Below are 15482 nucleotides of genomic sequence, written 5' to 3'. Positions count from 1 at the left end.
GGAAATGCCATGAACAGCCAAGTCGACCAAACGCCTCATTTACTCCGTCAGCGTGATCAGTTCGTGCCACGCGGACTGGTCACCGCTCATCCACTGGTGATTGATCGCGCCCAAGGGGCTGAATTGTGGGACGTGGACGGCCAGCGTTATCTGGACTTCGTCGGCGGCATCGGCGTGCTGAACATCGGCCATAACCATCCCAAAGTGGTTGCAGCGGTGCAGGCCCAATTGCATAAGGTCTCGCACGCCTGCTTCCAGGTGGTGGCCTACAAGCCGTATCTGGATCTGGCCCAGCGTTTGTGCGAAATGATAGGTGGCGAGGAACACTACAAAGCGGCGTTCTTCACCTCCGGTGCCGAAGCCGTGGAGAACGCGGTGAAAATCGCCCGCGCTCACACCAACCGCTCTGCGGTGATCTCCTTCCGCGGCGGTTTCCATGGACGCACCTTGCTCGGCACCACGCTGACCGGCATGAGCCAGCCCTACAAACAGAACTTCGGGCCATTCGCGCCGGAGGTGTTTCACACCCCATTTCCCAATGCCTATCGCGGCGTCACCAGTGAGATGGCGCTCAAGGCGCTGGACGAGTTGCTCGCCACTCAGGTTGCGCCGGAGCGGGTTGCGGCGATCATCATTGAACCCGTACAGGGCGACGGTGGTTTCCTTGCGGCGCCGGCACCATTCCTCCAGGCATTGCGTGAGTTGACCCACAAGCACGGCATCGTGCTGATCCTCGATGAAATCCAGACCGGATTCGGCCGCACCGGCAAGTGGTTCGGTTTCCAGCACGCCGGCATCCAGCCTGACCTGGTCACCGTCGCCAAGAGTCTGGCCGGCGGGCTGCCGTTGTCGGGCGTGGTCGGCAAAGCTGACATCATGGATTCTCCACTGCCTGGAGGCCTCGGCGGCACCTACGGTGGCAATGCACTTTCCTGCGCAGCGGCCCTGGCAGTGATCGACGCTTATGAAGAGGAGAAACTGCTCGAACGTGGCGATGCATTGGGCAAGCGCCTGCGTGAAGGTTTGCTGCAGTTGCAGCGCCGTCACCCGCAGATCGGTGACGTACGCGGCACCGGTTTCATGCTGGCCATCGAGCTGATCAAGAACGATGAAGCGCGCTCCCCGGACGCGGATCTGAACCAGCGTGTGATCGATGAAGCGCGCAAAGGTGGCTTGCTGGTGATCAAGTGTGGCGTCTATCGCAACGTCCTGCGCTTCCTCGCGCCACTGGTGACGACCGAAGCGCAGATCGATGAAGCGTTGCAGATTCTGCAGGCTGCATTGGCACGGGTATTGAACTGATGTCCGCCGGGTTCAGCGGCGCGGTCGCTGGCCAGCGTCGCTGAACCTTTTTGGCGCACGGATTGATGAAACGCATCATCGGAGGCTGTGTACACCATGGGGCTGACTGATTATCGAGCACTGCTCATCGATTGCGACGAAGTCCTGGTTGACCGTGATTCGGGTGTCTGGACAGCGCTGCAGCCGTTGCTCGACAGCCGGGGCGGGCGCCCGGACAAGGAACAGGTGCTGGGCGAATTTCGCGAGGTGGTGCAGGGGCTCTATCCGCGCTTTGCCGAACTGGGCTTCAGTGGGTTGCTGTGTTTTGCCCATCGCCAGCTGGCCGAGCGCTGGAGCTTGAACGCCAGTTGGGAGGAGGGCATGAGTTTCGCGCGCTCTGCTGCCAATTGGTCATTGTTCGAAGACGCACCGGGAGCGATGCTGTACTTGCGCAAGTTTTATCGCCTGTTGGTGGTGGGCGACCGGGATGCCGAGGATCGCGCCGTGTTGTGCGAGCATCTGGGGATTGTGGCCGATGACTTTATTTCGCTGGCCAGCGATCCGCTGCGGGACGAGGACTGGTTGAATGCCAACGAGCTGAAGCCGGAGCACATTCTGCGGGTGACCCGACCCGCCGCCCGTGGCCCGGCACTGACCGATGTGTGTCTGATCGGTCGTGAACGGGGCCAACAGCCGACCCCATGTGCTGCGGATTATTGCATCAACAGCATGGCTGATCTGGTCGCACAGCATCAGCAGTGTTTACGGCGCTGATTTTGCTAGTAGATTGTCCTACAAATGGCAGTCAAGAGGTTCGCAATGGAAGGTTTAGTCAAACTGGACCGCATCGACATCAGTATCCTGGTTGAGTTGCAGAGGGACGGGCGCATGACCAATGTCAGCCTGGCCGATGCCGTGGGATTGTCGGCCAGCCCCTGTCTGCAACGGGTCAAACGGCTGGAATCGGCCGGGTACATTTCCAGCTACAAGGCACACCTGAACCTGGCGAAGATCACCGAATCGGTAACGGTCTTCACCGAAATCACCCTGAGTGACCACAAGCGTGAAGACTTCGCCAAGTTCGAGTCGAACATTCGGCTGGTGGATGAGGTGCTCGAGTGCCATTTGATCAGTGGTGGCTACGATTATCTGGTGCGTTTCATGACGCGCAGTATTCAGCACTATCAGGAAGTGATTGAAAGCCTGCTGGATAAAAACATCGGCATTTCCAAGTACTTCAGCTACATCGTTATCAAGTCCCCGGTGCTCAAGGACGGTGTGCCGTTGCGCAAGTTGTTGCGGCACTGAAGTTCCCTACATCCATCAGGCGCGATCCAATAGGGGGACAGCTGACTGTCCCCCATTGTGTGCTAGCCACCGAAGCCTACGATTGCTTTGGTTTCCAGATATTCCTCAAAGCCGTAGACACCAAATTCACGACCATTTCCGGATCGTTTGTAGCCACCGAATGGGGCCATGGGATTCCAGGCCGGGTGATTCAGCAGCACTTGTCCTGCGCGGATGCGTGAGGCAACGGCGCGTGCATGATCAAGGTCGCGGGATTGAACGTGGGCGCTCAGTCCGTACACGGTGTCGTTGGCGATCGCGACAGCCTCATCGAGCGTTTCATAGGCAATGATGCACAGCACTGGCCCGAAGATTTCCTCCTGGGCAATGCGCATGCTCGAGTCGACATCGGAAAAGACAGTCGGTCGGGCATAGAAGCCTGTTTCATGACCAGGCACGCGGCCTGGTCCGCCGCAGACGAGTTTGGCCCCTTCATTCAGGCCCGATTCGATCATGGCTTGCACGCGCTTGAACTGAGCCTCATTGGCTATCGGACCGAGTACCGTTTCTTCCGATTGTGGATCCCCCACGATGATCGCGTTGGCGGTTGCGGCGGCCAGTGCCTCGACTTCCGCCAGCCGGTCCCTGGGTACGATCATTCTGGTCGGGGCGCTGCAGGATTGCCCGACGTTGCGAAACGCCGTCATCACGCCCAGTGGCACGACGTTGGCGAAGTCCGCATCGGGCAACAGCACGTTGGGTGACTTGCCGCCCAGTTCCTGGGTGACGCGTTTCACTGTAGGAGCAGCCGCCTGTGCGACCAGCGCACCTGCACGGTTTGAACCGGTGATCGAAATCATATCGATATCCGGGTGCGCAGCCATGGCGCCGCCGACCTCGGGGCCCGTGCCATTGACCAGATTGAAGACACCCGGTGGCAGGCCGGCGTCATGCACCAGCTGGGCGAAAAGAAGGGCGCTCAGCGGTGACAGCTCGCTGGGTTTCAGCACCACTGTGCATCCGGCCGCAATCGCTGGAGCCACCTTGGCGGTGATTTGATAAAGCGGCCAGTTCCAAGGGGTGATGAGACCGCAGACGCCAATGGGTTCGCGGTCAATCGCGGTGCCGCCTTCAACCGTCTGGAAGCGGTAGGTGGACAGCAGATCACGGGCAATCCGAACATGTTCGGCCGCCAAAGGCACTTGCATCGCTCGGGCGAAAACGATGGCAGCACCCATTTCCAGAGATAGGGCCTGCGCAAGCGACTCTTTTCGTTCAAGGATCAGGTCGTAAATCTTTCCAAGAAGGCTCGCGCGCGTTTCGGCGGAGGTTGCAGACCAGTGAGGAAACGCAGCACGCGCTGCAGCGACGGCCCGATCAACGTCTGCGGCCGACCCGCTGGCAACCTCTGCAACTACGCTTTCAGTCGCCGGATTGACCACGGGCGAACTGGCAGGCGTTGCCGGCGAACACCAGCCACCATTGATATAAAACTGTTGAGCCGTTTGCGAATCCACGGTGTAGGTATTCGAAGATTGTGTTGTCATCCAACTAGCTCCTTAGAGGACTGATGGGGGCTGTTAACCGCAGGGACGGAGGGAGGTCAGAACAACGCCGGGGCACCGGTATATGGGGTGCCCTGTGGTTTGAATAAGCTAGCAAAAGGGCTCAGTCGAAATATGCCGTTCTTGAAGTCGGCAAGGGATAATCTGCTGTATCTCAGGGGCTGACGTTGTGTCTGTGCGATTGAGCATCAAATCTGATAGCTAATGCGTAAGCGTCGTCTGGCGGTGATGTGTATTGATCTGGATGGATTCAAATCCATCAACGATTCGATCGGACACTACTTCGGCGATCAGGTACTGATTGAAGTGGCGCAGCGAATGACTCAGCAGGTTCGTCCCGGTGATACCACTGATGCACCTGCGAGCTCCATGCTCGAATAATAAACATTTAACGATATCTGAAATTCAACAAAACATAACAGATCATGGTTGCTGTTAGTCCGATCAATATGTACTCGGCGCGGGGCAGGAATATAAACAGCCCTGCCAAAGACAACACGATCAAGGTGTTTTGCAGTATGTACTTCCTTATTTTAGGTACGGCTACGAAATAGCCATATTGCTTGCCCAGGAAAAACAAGGTCATGCCGATGATTGACATGATCTGAAAATCGCGAATCACAATGTCATTCAGGATTGCATGTCTAATCAAATTTGCGAGGAGGGCCAGCCCTATAAATAGAAAGAGGTGCGAGTAGATTAAGGAGTGCCCGCTCATACTGCTATCATTTTTGCTCAGCAGGTAAAAGCTATCAAAATAGATCCACCAGATACTGCAAATCATGATAAAGCCGGTGATTGCTGCCATCACATTATAACGATCCCATTGAATGCCGGATAATCCTCCAGCAAGGCTAATGACTGACTCACCCAATAAGATGAGGGTGAGTAAGCCTAGTCGTTCAACCAAGTGTTCCGTATGTGCTGGCAATGGCTTTGATTTGCTCCAAAAAAATACAGGCAGCAGAATGTCAAGGAAAATCCCAATGTAAGCGACAACGTAACGCACAGGTGGGTCAAAAAGGATGGATGAAAGACTAACCATTGCGCTAATTGACAGCGCAAAGCCAAGCCTGGAGGATAATTCGCTGCGGTAGTCGATTTTACTGATGGATGAAATGTACATAATGCTGATGATGGCACGTATTCCAAAATAGCAGGAAATAACAAGCGGATAGTTTAATCCTAATTCCTCACCGATCCGTGCAGACAACACAATCAGCAGCAACATTATAAATAATGTGGCCAGACGGTGAAGGCTGCTGTCTGTATCAAACCTGTTGGAGTAAATCGTGTGGCTGGACCAAACCCACCACAATGGAACAAAAAGCAGGAGAAATGTCCATAGTTGCTCTTGTTCAAAGTGGCCTTGATGAACATGTCCGAGAGTGTGCGTAACCTTGCCAATTGCAACAACAAAAATCAGGTCAAAAAACAACTCTAACCATGTGGCGTGTCGATTTTTTTCATAATACTTCAAGGATTTCATTCGCTGCTGGCTCCGTGTCGGCGACCTGTATATGGCCAAATGGCGAGTGCGCAGCAGCGGGCCAATTGGATCGGGCAGGTGCTGCCGTTCAACAGCCGTACATGCCGCCTCGATTACGGTGGGGAACTATCGGGTGAATTGACTATCCGGCCATTTCGTCAACTCACCAACGAAAGCTCAATCATCTGACTCATTTCGGCGAACTCTGGAACCCCGTCATAGCGAAGCCCGTCAATGTAAAACGCGGGGGTGCCATTAACGCCGCTCCGTACGCCGCCATTAAAGTCGGATTTTATTTTGGCCAGGTAAGTGCCTTCCTGCAGCGCAACATAAAGTTCTTCACTGGAGAGACCGTGTTTTAGAGCGATGGCCCGAAACAGTGGCATGCCCAATCGATCCTGATTTTCATACAGTTCGTCGTGAGCCTCCCAGAAGAGTCCTCGACTCCCTGCATATTCAGCGGTGACGGCTGCACCCATTGCGTGCGGGTGGGCGGTGGTCAGGGGAAAGTTACGGAACACGAAGAGCAAATCGTTGCGAAAACGCTGCTGGAGATTTTTGACGACCCAATACGCTAAACCGCAATAGGGACATTCATAATCGCCAAATTCCACCAAGGTGACTTTGGCATGCGCGCTTCCCTGGCGATGGTCGTTGGCACTTACCGGCACTTTGAGAGTGGCCATGTGATCACCTGTGAATTTTTGGTTGGCGTGCATTGTGGTGCATTCGCCAGCGCATCCAGCGCATCCAGAATGCCGTCCGCCCCTGGGTTGATTGCCATTGGTGAAATGTAGCTCCAGGCGATCACTCCCTCCTTGTCAATCACGAACAGTGCCCGCTTACAAACTCCCAGGTGGGAGTCGTACGCTCCATACCGTCGCGCCACAGCTCCTTTGGGCTCAAAATCGGCCAGCAGGCTGAAGTGGAAATTCCGATCTTTGGCAAAGGCCTGATGACACCAGGCGCTGTCGACTGAGATACCCAGGAGCGTCGCACCGTATTCTCTGAATGTGGGTAGCAACTGGTTGTACAAGGTCAGTTGATCGCCACAAACCGAACTCCAATCGGCGGGATAAAACGTCAGTATCACGGGATTTCCCTTCAGCTCGCGTAGCGACAATTGCTGATCGGGAGTCGCGTACAGTAAGAAGTCGGGCGCTACGGTGCCGGCTGGCAGCGGCTCCTGAACCAGGTCGTCTTTCGTTTCCTCTGCATCACCAAATTCTGAAGTGTTCATTGCTTGAGCCCTGATAGATAGGAGTTTGGGGTCTACTCAGGGGGGATGCGACTTGCCCGGCGGGGATAACTCCATCCACCATCAAGGGATTTATAAGAGGCAACGCTGCCACGATTTCAGCCTGAGCCTGAGTGTTTTCGGCAGCAAGACGTTCATATTCCGCGTCCAGAAGCACGACGACGCTCGCCGTGCTTTCGCGGTATTGAATTGAGGGCCAGGTGGGGAGAGCAGCGACAGGATTCGCTCTGGCTCACCAATGACTATAGTCGCTGTTGTCGCTTGTCGTAGTCGCTAAACGCGTTTTCGGTTTCCTTGGCAAGGCCTCGCGCGCTCGCTCTGTTGCCATACAGCTTCGCCGTAAATACCTGGTCATCTCATTACTGATCGATTCGCCCCTGCGAATTCGCAGATCAAAGCGTTGCTCGATCACTCTGGTGATTCCATAGCCTCAATTGCTGATGAGTGGGTGATTTACGACTGGCGGTATTTCTGATCATGAAGTCGATGTTCTTTGCTGGTTTGGCTGAGGTGCAGGAAGGGCTGGAAGCGGACGAACGGGATGGTTTCGTCATCATCGGAAATCGCAGTGAACTGCCTTCACTTGGAACGACCCCTGGGCCCGTAAGTCTATCTGTATCTACTCATTGGTAAGGTACAGCGCAATGGATAAGACAATCACTGTCGATCAACTGGCTACCACCGACCTCAGATCAATCAACGAAATATGGCTCGGCGAAACTCATACTCAACTTTGCCTATGGCGAGGTGAACAAGTCTTTACGCACGAGATGATGAGTGAGGGCACCCACGATCAGAATATCCAGCGCCTGTCCTTGCAGCTGGTCGACCCTGACGATCAAGCCGCAGTTGGCAGCGTTGAGTTGATCGTGCGCGAACAGCTCAAAAGGATAGGGAAGGAAGGTGAGTTTTATCCGGCTGAGGAGGCGGATACTCATCGATAAGAAAAAGACTTCGACCGTTCACAGGGAATCAATTCAAGGCCTGTTGAGGCTGTCCAGGTAAAGACCCAGCGCCAGTCCTTGTAAGTGCGGGCCGTGATTTATGGTGTAACCTTCAGGTATTACTCACATCGAGATTTTTTCATGTCTAAACTTGCCGAATTCCGCCAGCTCGAAAAACACCTCGCCGAACAGCTCCAGGCCCTCGAAACCCTCAAGGGTGATGCTGGCCTCAAGAAAGAAATCGAGTTCGAAACGAAGCTGCGCGACTTGCTCGCAAAATACGGCTACAGCCTTAAGGACGTGATCAACCTGCTTGATCCGCAAGCAGGTCGTCGCGCTCCAGCCGCCGGGTCCAAAGCCGGCAGTCGCAAGCCTCGCCAGTTGAAGGTCTATAAAAATCCGCACACTGGGGAAGTTGTTGAAACCAAAGGCGGCAATCATAAAACGCTGAAGGATTGGAAAGCAGAGCACGGCTCCGACACTGTGGAGTCCTGGCTGACCAAATGATTTTGGTTTGAACACAAAAGGGCCTGATTACGGCCCTTTTTTGTTTTCGATTTTTAGCTACTTGATAGGATTTCCATAGCTCTAATCAGGGTGTACGTGAGGCACCTTTTACTTGTCACCTTGGCAAGATATGTGAACTTTAGTGATACGCGAATTTCCATTGATTGAGAGTGAAGCCGCCTGGCTTCCAGCCCGGTAATCGGCCCTCCGAACCTCAAGTCAGGAAGTAGATCGTGAAGACCTTGCCCTCCAAGACCCCCCTGCGCCGGGCCGTTACCGGCCCGATGCTTTTTCTATTTATTCTCGGCGATGTGCTCGGGGCGGGCGTTTATGCTCTTGCCGGGACAATTGCGGGGGAGGTGGGTGGCGCAATATGGATGCCGCTGCTCATCGCTCTTTTTTTCGCGATGCTAACTGCAGGTTCCTATGCCGAGTTGGTGACAAAATATCCCCACGCGGGCGCCGCTTCGGTTTTCGCCGAGAAAGCGTTCGGGTCACCGCTCATTTCTTTTCTCGTGGGTTTTTGTATGCTATCTGCAGCTGTCACGAGCGCTGCGGGTTTATCGCTGGCGTTTGCGGGTGATTACCTGGCGGCGTTCATCCATGTACCGGCTCACATTTCAGCCTTTCTGTTCCTACTCGTGATCGCGCTACTCAATGCGAGGGGAATTAAAGAATCCTTGGGAGCCAACCTGGTGATGACAGTCATTGAGCTGTCAGGCCTTCTTTTGGTCGTTGTTGCCGCCGCTTGGTATTTCCGTACAGGCGACGCAGATTTGGGTCGCAGCCTGGAGTTCAAGCCGGGAGTCAGCCCGATGTTAGCCGTTTTGGGTGCGGCACTGATCGCCTTCTATTCGTTTGTAGGATTCGAAACATCCGCCAATCTTGCAGAAGAAATTCGAGACGTTCGAAAAGTTTACCCCCGCGCATTGTTTGGCGCATTGCTGACCGCCGGAGTCCTCTATATGGCGGTCGGTGTAGCGGCATCTTCCGTACTGCCCATGGAAAAACTGGTTGCAACCTCTGCTCCTCTTCTTGAGGTGGTTCGGGCGTCAGGTTTGAACATCCCGCCTCGCGTCTTTGCCTTTATTGCATTGGTCGCGGTAGCCAACGGCGCACTTCTAACCATGATAATGGCCAGCCGCCTTACTTATGGCATGGCTTGCCTTGGACTTTTGCCGAATGCCTTGAGCAAGGTGCTGCCTCAGCGACGCACCCCGTGGATAGCAGTGATCGCTACCACCCTCGTGGCAATCTTGCTCACGCTGACGGGGACGCTAGCCACACTCGCTGAAACAGTCGTCCTGCTCCTGCTGTTCGTATTTCTCAGTACCAATTTGTCCGTGTTGATCCTGCGCCGTGACGAGGTTGCGCAAGATCACTTTCGAGTACCTACGTGGGTTCCGCTACTGGCTATCGTCTCGTGCCTGATACTGCTTAGTCAGCAAAGTCTGGAAACCTGGATGCGTGGAGGCGCGCTGATCCTGACAGGCATGCTGCTTTTCGCCTGTGCAAGAGTGGCACTGCCGGCGCCAGTGGAGCCTGGCTAGGCTTGCAAGCGCTTTCCCTGTCTACCGCAGCGTTAACTTGGCTACGTCGTACAAGTGCCAGAGGGCGAGCGGTTGTAATGGGTGCATCCAATGCCTTGGATCGGCGGTTGTGAGCAACACTGGAACATCATCCGAATCCCGCCTTACGCCGAGAGTTAATCAGGCTCTTGGAGCGAGCTGAACCATTCGGCATAAGGGGAATTGCTGACCAGCCGCCGGTTGAAGTCCGGGCTTCCATCAGCCCACCAGACAGGCCCCCGTTCCCCGAGGGCCACTTTGGCCATTTGTACCTTTTCCCGAGCGCGCTTCAGTTGCGACGCGTCTTGCGAACCCTTTGCGTTCTTGACCTCTCGTCGAGCGGCCATAAGCGCATCGACAAGACGCTGGCGCACCTCTTCATCCAATGATGGGTTGGAACATCGCCATAGCTGGCCTTTGACAACAAAGTAGCGACCGTCTGGTGTCACTGGATGCATTCCTGTCTCCGATCGTTCAAAGAGCACTTCTCCAAAAATTCAGCAAGGACGGCTATCTCGGTTTTCGGGCAGGAAGGCGATTGGCTTGTTTGACTCCAAGCAGTATTCCCAGTACTAGCGCGGCGCCTGCCGCCAGGAGTATTGGATATGGATGTTTACCTGACATCCGGACGCCCTCGACTCCGAGTTGATCGCTTGCCGGAGCAGGTCGATGCCGTGATGACGATGGAGTAAGACGGCTTGCACTGGCAGGTGAGTCGACATCTGCCCTGTACGGCATTTCGTTCAAGGGCAAACGCGCACCGTCCGCGAGAGTCAGGGTGAGGTCTTCGACAGTGCCGGCGAGTCGATCGGGAAACACCGGCTCACCCGTCGGATCAAGCTCATCGTAATAAAACTGCTTTCCTTCCAGCCAACCTATGGCCGTCATCAATTCCGGGCCAAGGTAATATTTTCCGTCGAGGAAGAAACCCGGGAAATGTCGCGTGCGTTCGAGACTGTCTATGGTGTAGCGCTCGCCTGCCTTCATACCGGTTGCTGGATCGATCATGATGAAATCCTCAGATTCGCTGGTGTTGCGATAGAGGACGGGGCCTGGCGCAACGTTCCATCGAGATTACCGAAAGGCTGATTTTCGTCAGACCTTTTGAACCTAATTCGAAAACTGTTGCTCAACCGGGAAATGTTCGGGGTAGGTGAAATGAATGCTTTCAAGAATCAACTGACGCTTGAGCAGGAATCCAAATTGAAAGCCCTGGATGCCTGGCATCTTGCATTGGAGAACCGAGCGTTACGCATGGAGTGTCCCGATGCCTATCACGAGGAGCTATTGCGCCAGACTGATGAGATGCATCGGTTGGGTAGGTTGACCGATTCCGAATGGCGTGACCTGAGAAGGGAGGCAGATGCGGCCTATCTGCGTGCGGTCGCCGGTGAGGATTATCACTGAGGTCATTCAGCTCATGTCTATCGCCGACGACACTCGCAATTGCGCAGCCGGAATTATCCAATACGCGAGGACATGGCCTATCAGTTGAAAGTCTTGATCTCCGTTAAAGGGAAATCAGCACCCGTTGGTCGACAGGGCAGAAGGTTTTTGAAATTAACTCCGGCGCATTTGCTTCAGATGAATGTGGGTTGGCATTCGGTCTATTGCCGAGTGAACGGCAGCCCTGATTCACCTGAGGAGAATGTCATGTTCCTACATAACAAACGACTTCAATACACCGTGCGCGTTGCTCAGCCTAATCCAGGGTTGGCCAATCTTCTACTGGAACAATTCGGAGGAGCCCAAGGGGAACTCGCCGCAGCTTCACGCTACTTCACACAGGCGTTGGCCGAAGATGATCCAGGCAGAAAGGATCTCCTTATGGATATTGCCACCGAGGAGCTCAGCCACCTTGAGATCGTCGGCTCGATTATCGTGATGTTGAACAAGGGCGCCAAAGGGCAAATGGCCGAAGGTGTCGAGGAAGAGGGCGAGTTGTATCGCGCCATCAACGGGGCCGGCAACGATTCCCACATCACAAGTCTGTTGTACGGCGCCGGTGCTCCCTTGACCAACTCGGCAGGCGTTCCCTGGTCGGCGGCTTACGTCGATACCATCGGCGAACCGACTGCAGACATGCGCTCCAATATCGCCGCTGAGGCCAGGGCGAAGATCGTCTACGAGCGTTTGATGAATGTCACAGATGATCCGGGTGTAAAGGAAGCCCTCGGATTTTTGATGACCCGTGAAATCGCCCATCAACTGTCTTTTGAAAAAGCACTGCACGCCATCCAGCCTAATTTCCCTCAGGGCAAACTGCCGGGTATGCCTGAATTCACCAACGTTTACTTCAACATGTCTCAGGGCGAAGGCAGCACCCGCGGGCCGTGGAACGAAGGGGAGGACTGGGAGTTCGTAGAGAATCCAGCGCCGGCGGTGGATGGAGGCGAGGGCACCGCGACTGTGCAATTGAGCGCCGAGGATGAAGCGCTGCTCATGGACATGAAAGCCAGGACGATGTCCGACCCAGACAGCAATCCGATCACGGGTGCGGACCTGGGGGCGGGTGTGCAAGGCGAACCACAACCTTAACGACGCGACCGCACGCCGAAGGGCGTGCGGTTTTTCCAACTCAAGAAAACAGGAGGGTGCGATGTCCGAGCCGTTGACCTCATCTGGCGCAACACTTCGCTCACGGTTTGTTCGACTCTCAAAATCCGGATGGGGCGGGCTAGCCTTCTGGTCAATTCTGATTGGCGTGACGCTTTGCTTGCTGATCAGCGGGTACGGCGCCTTCGTCGGCGCCAACAAACAAAATCTGCACTTTGCATTTCTCGGCGGCATGTCAGGCTTCGCTGCGACGGCCATAGGTGCGTTGGCAGCGATTGCGTTACGCGATATCGCCGCCAGAACGCAGGACATCATGCTCGGCTTCGCTGCCGGGATGATGCTGGCCGCCAGTTCGTTTTCGCTCATTCTTCCGGGTATCGAAGCCGCCCAGGCGCTGTACGGTAACCAGTTGCTCGCAGCCTGCGTCGTCGTCGCAGGATTGGGACTGGGGGTAGCGCTGATGGTCGGTCTGGATCGATTCGTGCCTCACGAACATGAGAAAAGCGGTCGCCGTGGGCCCGAGGCGCAGCGCATCAATCGCGTATGGCTGTTTGTGCTGGCAATCACGCTGCATAACTTGCCGGAGGGGATGGCCATTGGAGTGAGCTTTGCCAATGGCGATATGAAGGTGGGATTGCCGCTAACCACCGCCATCGCCATTCAAGATATTCCCGAAGGCCTGGCTGTCGCTCTGGCTTTACGTGTGACCGGGATTTCAGCGCTTCGCGCTGCGCTTATTGCGGTGGGCTCAGGGTTGATGGAACCCATTGGCGCGATCGTCGGCTTGGGGATATCGAGCAGCTTCGCATTGGGATATCCCATAGCGCTCGGTCTGGCGGCGGGCGCGATGATTTTTGTGGTGTCCCATGAGGTCATTCCCGAGACCCATCGCAACGGTCATGAAACACCTGCAACCTTGGGGTTGATGCTCGGTTTCGGGGTCATGATGTTTCTCGACACGGCTTTGGGTTGACCCTTTACCTCTCATCCATCATTGGACGGCTTGGTTGAAGAAACTGGAAGCAAAAATCCGACGGTAGACGTCGCGATCCCACCTGCACTGCCTTTCAATTACGTGCAGCAAGGAGAAATCATGACAACGCACAGGCTGACAACGAAGGGCTTGCAGTTGAACGTGTCGATCTGCGGCCAAGGCTCTCCGCTGCTTTTGCTTAATGGTTTGGGTGGTTTGATTCGTACCTTCGATCCGCTGCGCAATGAACTTGACGACTTCATGACCATCACGCTGGACGTTCCCGGAGTCGGCAAGTCGCAAATGCCCCGTTGGCCCTTTCGCCTGCCACGCCATGCCGACGTGATTGCCGGGATGCTTGAGCAATTGGGGATCGAGCAGGTCGATGTGTTCGGTGTGAGTTGGGGAGGTGCATTGGCTCAGGAGTTCGCTCTTCGTTACCCGAGCAGGGTACGCAGGTTGATCCTCGCGGCGACCTCTCCCGGCCCATTGCTGTTGATGAAGCCTGCAGACGTTATGGATTTTTTCCGCAAGAGTAAAAACACCAACATGCGCCAGCAAGAAAGATCCAGAAATTCAGTTCAGACGCTGCTGCGGTTCGGTGTGATGAAGGGCATGCTCTCTGTTAATCCGCGAACCTACTATTTCCAGCTCGCAGCCTTGATCGGATGGACAAGCCTGCTTCGCTTGTCCCGACTGCTTCAACGCACGCTGATTCTTGCCGGCGACCGCGATCCGTTAATACAGGCGTACAACGGCCATATTCTGCGCCGCACAATTGGACGTTCAGAACTTCGCCTTCTGAAGGGTGAGGGACATTTCTTTGTGGTGACCAGCGCTGGACGAACTGCCGTCCTGGTCCGCGAATTTCTTTGCCGCCATTACGACGATGAAGAGAAGGCACCGAGGATCGCGAACTGAAACACCAAGGCTGGCCTGGAGCGCACACGCTCGTCTCATCAATAGTCGCTCTGCACCTGATAAAGAAAAGGGGGAGACCCGCTATCACACTGCTGCTAAAGCAGCGCCTCACGCGTGCTCTTCAAGCCTGCGCACATCACCCAACGAATCACGTTGCATCGACTGCAAGTTCTTTTCAATGGTTTCGCACAGTGCTTCCATTTGAATCTGGTGTTCGCTGTGGCGAAACGGGCTTTGCAGATCGGTGCCGATGCGTTCGATGGCCAGCAGCATGAATCCCACCACGGTCGACGCCAGCGGCGTGAACCAGCCCAGGGATTCGACCAGTCCCACCGGCACGATCAGGCAGAACAGCGAAATAAACAGCCGCGGAAAATAGACGTAAGGGTAGGGCAGCGGGGTATTGGCGATCCGCTCCATGCCGCCCTGACTGTTGGACAGGTCGACCAGCGTCGACTCAAGCCGCGCCAGGCGAATACTGTCCAGATGCCCGGCCTTGTATTCCTTGGCGAGCAAAGTCGCGGAGCCGGTGAGGATGTCGTTGGCAAAGTTATTGGTCGTGCCACTGCGGGCGAACTCTTCGGCGGGAATAAACGCCCGCACCTCGTCGGGACAAGGCTGGCCTTGCAGATGCGCGGCGAGGCAATTCACATACGCGACGTGGCGGCGCAGCAGAGTGGATTTGACCGGATTCACCTCGCCGCCGGCATCGTCCAGCAGCGTCAGCACCTGCCGGGCGAAGCTGCGAGAGTTGTTGATCATCGCCCCCCACAACGTCCGCGCTTCCCACCAGCGGTTGTACGCGCTGCTGTTGCGAAAACTGATCAATACGATCAACGCCGAACCCAGCAAGGTCAGCGGCATCAGCGGCAGGTTCAGCTTGGCGTTGAGAAACAGCATGAAGTCGACGGTGACGGCGATGTCCCACAGCAGCAACCAGAACAGAGACCAGCCCACGTAGCCCAGGGTCTTGATGATCAGGCGGTATTTTTTGACGATGGCAGCTTTCAAACGGAAACCTCGTGGCGAGCAGTTTGCTTAAACGCTTAAGCTCGGACGACGCCTGGCACCGGCAGTTCCCTGGTGAAGCAGCCAACCGTCAGTCAATCTACGAACGCAGAAGGGAACGGACA

The 15482-nt window shown here is 55.4% G+C and carries 17 protein-coding genes and 2 pseudogenes; 11 read left to right on the top strand and 8 right to left on the bottom strand.

The window, feature by feature from the left end:
• The first annotated feature begins 9 nt into the window (after window positions 1–9).
• From gabT to CAG25_RS08240, 3 genes are all read left to right on the top strand, one after another.
• Entirely contained in the window at window positions 10–1302 is a 1293-nt protein-coding gene (gabT, locus tag CAG25_RS08250) for a 4-aminobutyrate--2-oxoglutarate transaminase (RefSeq protein WP_085610307.1), read from the top strand.
• A gap of 96 nt (window positions 1303–1398) precedes the next feature.
• Window positions 1399–2055, top strand: a complete 657-nt coding sequence (locus tag CAG25_RS08245; protein ID WP_039768528.1) for a 2-haloalkanoic acid dehalogenase — start codon at window positions 1399–1401, stop codon at window positions 2053–2055.
• A gap of 45 nt (window positions 2056–2100) precedes the next feature.
• Entirely contained in the window at window positions 2101–2589 is a 489-nt protein-coding gene (locus CAG25_RS08240) for an Lrp/AsnC family transcriptional regulator (protein ID WP_039768527.1), read from the top strand.
• A gap of 62 nt (window positions 2590–2651) precedes the next feature.
• On the opposite strand, the gene CAG25_RS08235 is transcribed toward CAG25_RS08240, so the two are convergent.
• The gene (locus CAG25_RS08235) at window positions 2652–4115 is read right to left on the bottom strand and encodes an aldehyde dehydrogenase family protein (RefSeq protein ID WP_085610306.1); all 1464 of its coding nucleotides are present in this window, start codon (window positions 4113–4115) and stop codon (window positions 2652–2654) included.
• A gap of 225 nt (window positions 4116–4340) precedes the next feature.
• Between CAG25_RS08235 and CAG25_RS08230 the strand changes: the two are divergent.
• Window positions 4341–4481 (top strand): annotated as a pseudogene (locus tag CAG25_RS08230) (diguanylate cyclase domain-containing protein); the annotation flags it as partial.
• 40 nt (window positions 4482–4521) lie between these two features.
• Here CAG25_RS08230 and CAG25_RS08225 read toward each other — a convergent pair.
• The 4 genes and pseudogenes from CAG25_RS08225 to CAG25_RS28800 form a co-directional block, all read right to left on the bottom strand.
• Complete coding sequence (locus CAG25_RS08225; RefSeq protein WP_085610305.1) at window positions 4522–5622, bottom strand: low temperature requirement protein A; 1101 nt, start codon at window positions 5620–5622, stop codon at window positions 4522–4524.
• Window positions 5623–5780: 158 nt separating this feature from the next.
• Window positions 5781–6308 (bottom strand): DsbA family protein, encoded by a 528-nt coding sequence (locus CAG25_RS08220; protein ID WP_064596690.1) that lies wholly within the window; start codon window positions 6306–6308, stop codon window positions 5781–5783.
• Window positions 6284–6862, bottom strand: coding sequence for a redoxin domain-containing protein (locus CAG25_RS08215; RefSeq protein WP_085610304.1), 579 nt, complete (start codon window positions 6860–6862; stop codon window positions 6284–6286). The genes CAG25_RS08220 and CAG25_RS08215 overlap by 25 nt, the downstream gene beginning before the upstream one ends.
• Before the next feature lie 32 nt (window positions 6863–6894).
• A pseudogene (locus CAG25_RS28800) lies at window positions 6895–7176 on the bottom strand (TolC family protein); the annotation flags it as partial.
• A 348-nt stretch (window positions 7177–7524) separates the two neighbouring features.
• Between CAG25_RS28800 and CAG25_RS08205 the strand changes: the two are divergent.
• From CAG25_RS08205 to CAG25_RS08195, 3 genes are all read left to right on the top strand, one after another.
• Window positions 7525–7824: a hypothetical protein gene (locus CAG25_RS08205; protein ID WP_085610302.1), complete on the top strand. Its 300-nt coding sequence runs from the start codon at window positions 7525–7527 to the stop codon at window positions 7822–7824.
• A 141-nt stretch (window positions 7825–7965) separates the two neighbouring features.
• Window positions 7966–8331, top strand: a complete 366-nt coding sequence (locus CAG25_RS08200) for a histone-like nucleoid-structuring protein, MvaT/MvaU family (protein ID WP_039768520.1) — start codon at window positions 7966–7968, stop codon at window positions 8329–8331.
• A gap of 233 nt (window positions 8332–8564) precedes the next feature.
• Window positions 8565–9881: an APC family permease gene (locus CAG25_RS08195; protein ID WP_371857712.1), complete on the top strand. Its 1317-nt coding sequence runs from the start codon at window positions 8565–8567 to the stop codon at window positions 9879–9881.
• Window positions 9882–10036: 155 nt separating this feature from the next.
• On the opposite strand, the gene CAG25_RS08190 is transcribed toward CAG25_RS08195, so the two are convergent.
• Together CAG25_RS08190 and CAG25_RS08185 are read right to left on the bottom strand one after the other, a co-directional pair.
• Window positions 10037–10357, bottom strand: coding sequence for a hypothetical protein (locus tag CAG25_RS08190; protein ID WP_085610301.1), 321 nt, complete (start codon window positions 10355–10357; stop codon window positions 10037–10039).
• A 52-nt stretch (window positions 10358–10409) separates the two neighbouring features.
• On the bottom strand, window positions 10410–10907 hold the full coding sequence (locus CAG25_RS08185) for a short chain dehydrogenase (protein WP_085610300.1): 498 nt from the start codon (window positions 10905–10907) through the stop codon (window positions 10410–10412).
• 150 nt (window positions 10908–11057) lie between these two features.
• Here CAG25_RS08185 and CAG25_RS08180 point away from each other — a divergent pair, with 150 nt between their 5' ends.
• The 4 genes from CAG25_RS08180 to CAG25_RS08165 all read left to right on the top strand — a co-directional run bounded on the left by CAG25_RS08180 (window position 11058) and on the right by CAG25_RS08165 (window position 14349).
• Window positions 11058–11306, top strand: coding sequence for a hypothetical protein (locus CAG25_RS08180; protein ID WP_178076437.1), 249 nt, complete (start codon window positions 11058–11060; stop codon window positions 11304–11306).
• Between the two features lie 246 nt (window positions 11307–11552).
• Complete coding sequence (locus tag CAG25_RS08175; protein ID WP_064596678.1) at window positions 11553–12437, top strand: manganese catalase family protein; 885 nt, start codon at window positions 11553–11555, stop codon at window positions 12435–12437.
• 61 nt (window positions 12438–12498) lie between these two features.
• A complete protein-coding gene (locus CAG25_RS08170; RefSeq protein WP_085610298.1) occupies window positions 12499–13428 on the top strand; it encodes a ZIP family metal transporter in 930 nt (309 codons plus the stop codon).
• Window positions 13429–13548: 120 nt separating this feature from the next.
• Entirely contained in the window at window positions 13549–14349 is an 801-nt protein-coding gene (locus tag CAG25_RS08165) for an alpha/beta fold hydrolase (RefSeq protein WP_085610297.1), read from the top strand.
• 108 nt (window positions 14350–14457) lie between these two features.
• Here the strand turns inward: CAG25_RS08165 and CAG25_RS08160 are convergent, their stop codons facing one another.
• Entirely contained in the window at window positions 14458–15360 is a 903-nt protein-coding gene (locus CAG25_RS08160) for a bestrophin family protein (protein ID WP_039768508.1), read from the bottom strand.
• Window positions 15361–15482: the final 122 nt, after the last annotated feature.

Origin of the sequence: Pseudomonas sp. B16(2017) (assembly GCF_002113205.1) — a bacterium.
Classification (GTDB): domain Bacteria; phylum Pseudomonadota; class Gammaproteobacteria; order Pseudomonadales; family Pseudomonadaceae; genus Aquipseudomonas; species Aquipseudomonas pharyngis.
Note: the sequence above shows the minus strand (reverse complement) of the source record. Positions and strands in the feature narration are given on the sequence as shown.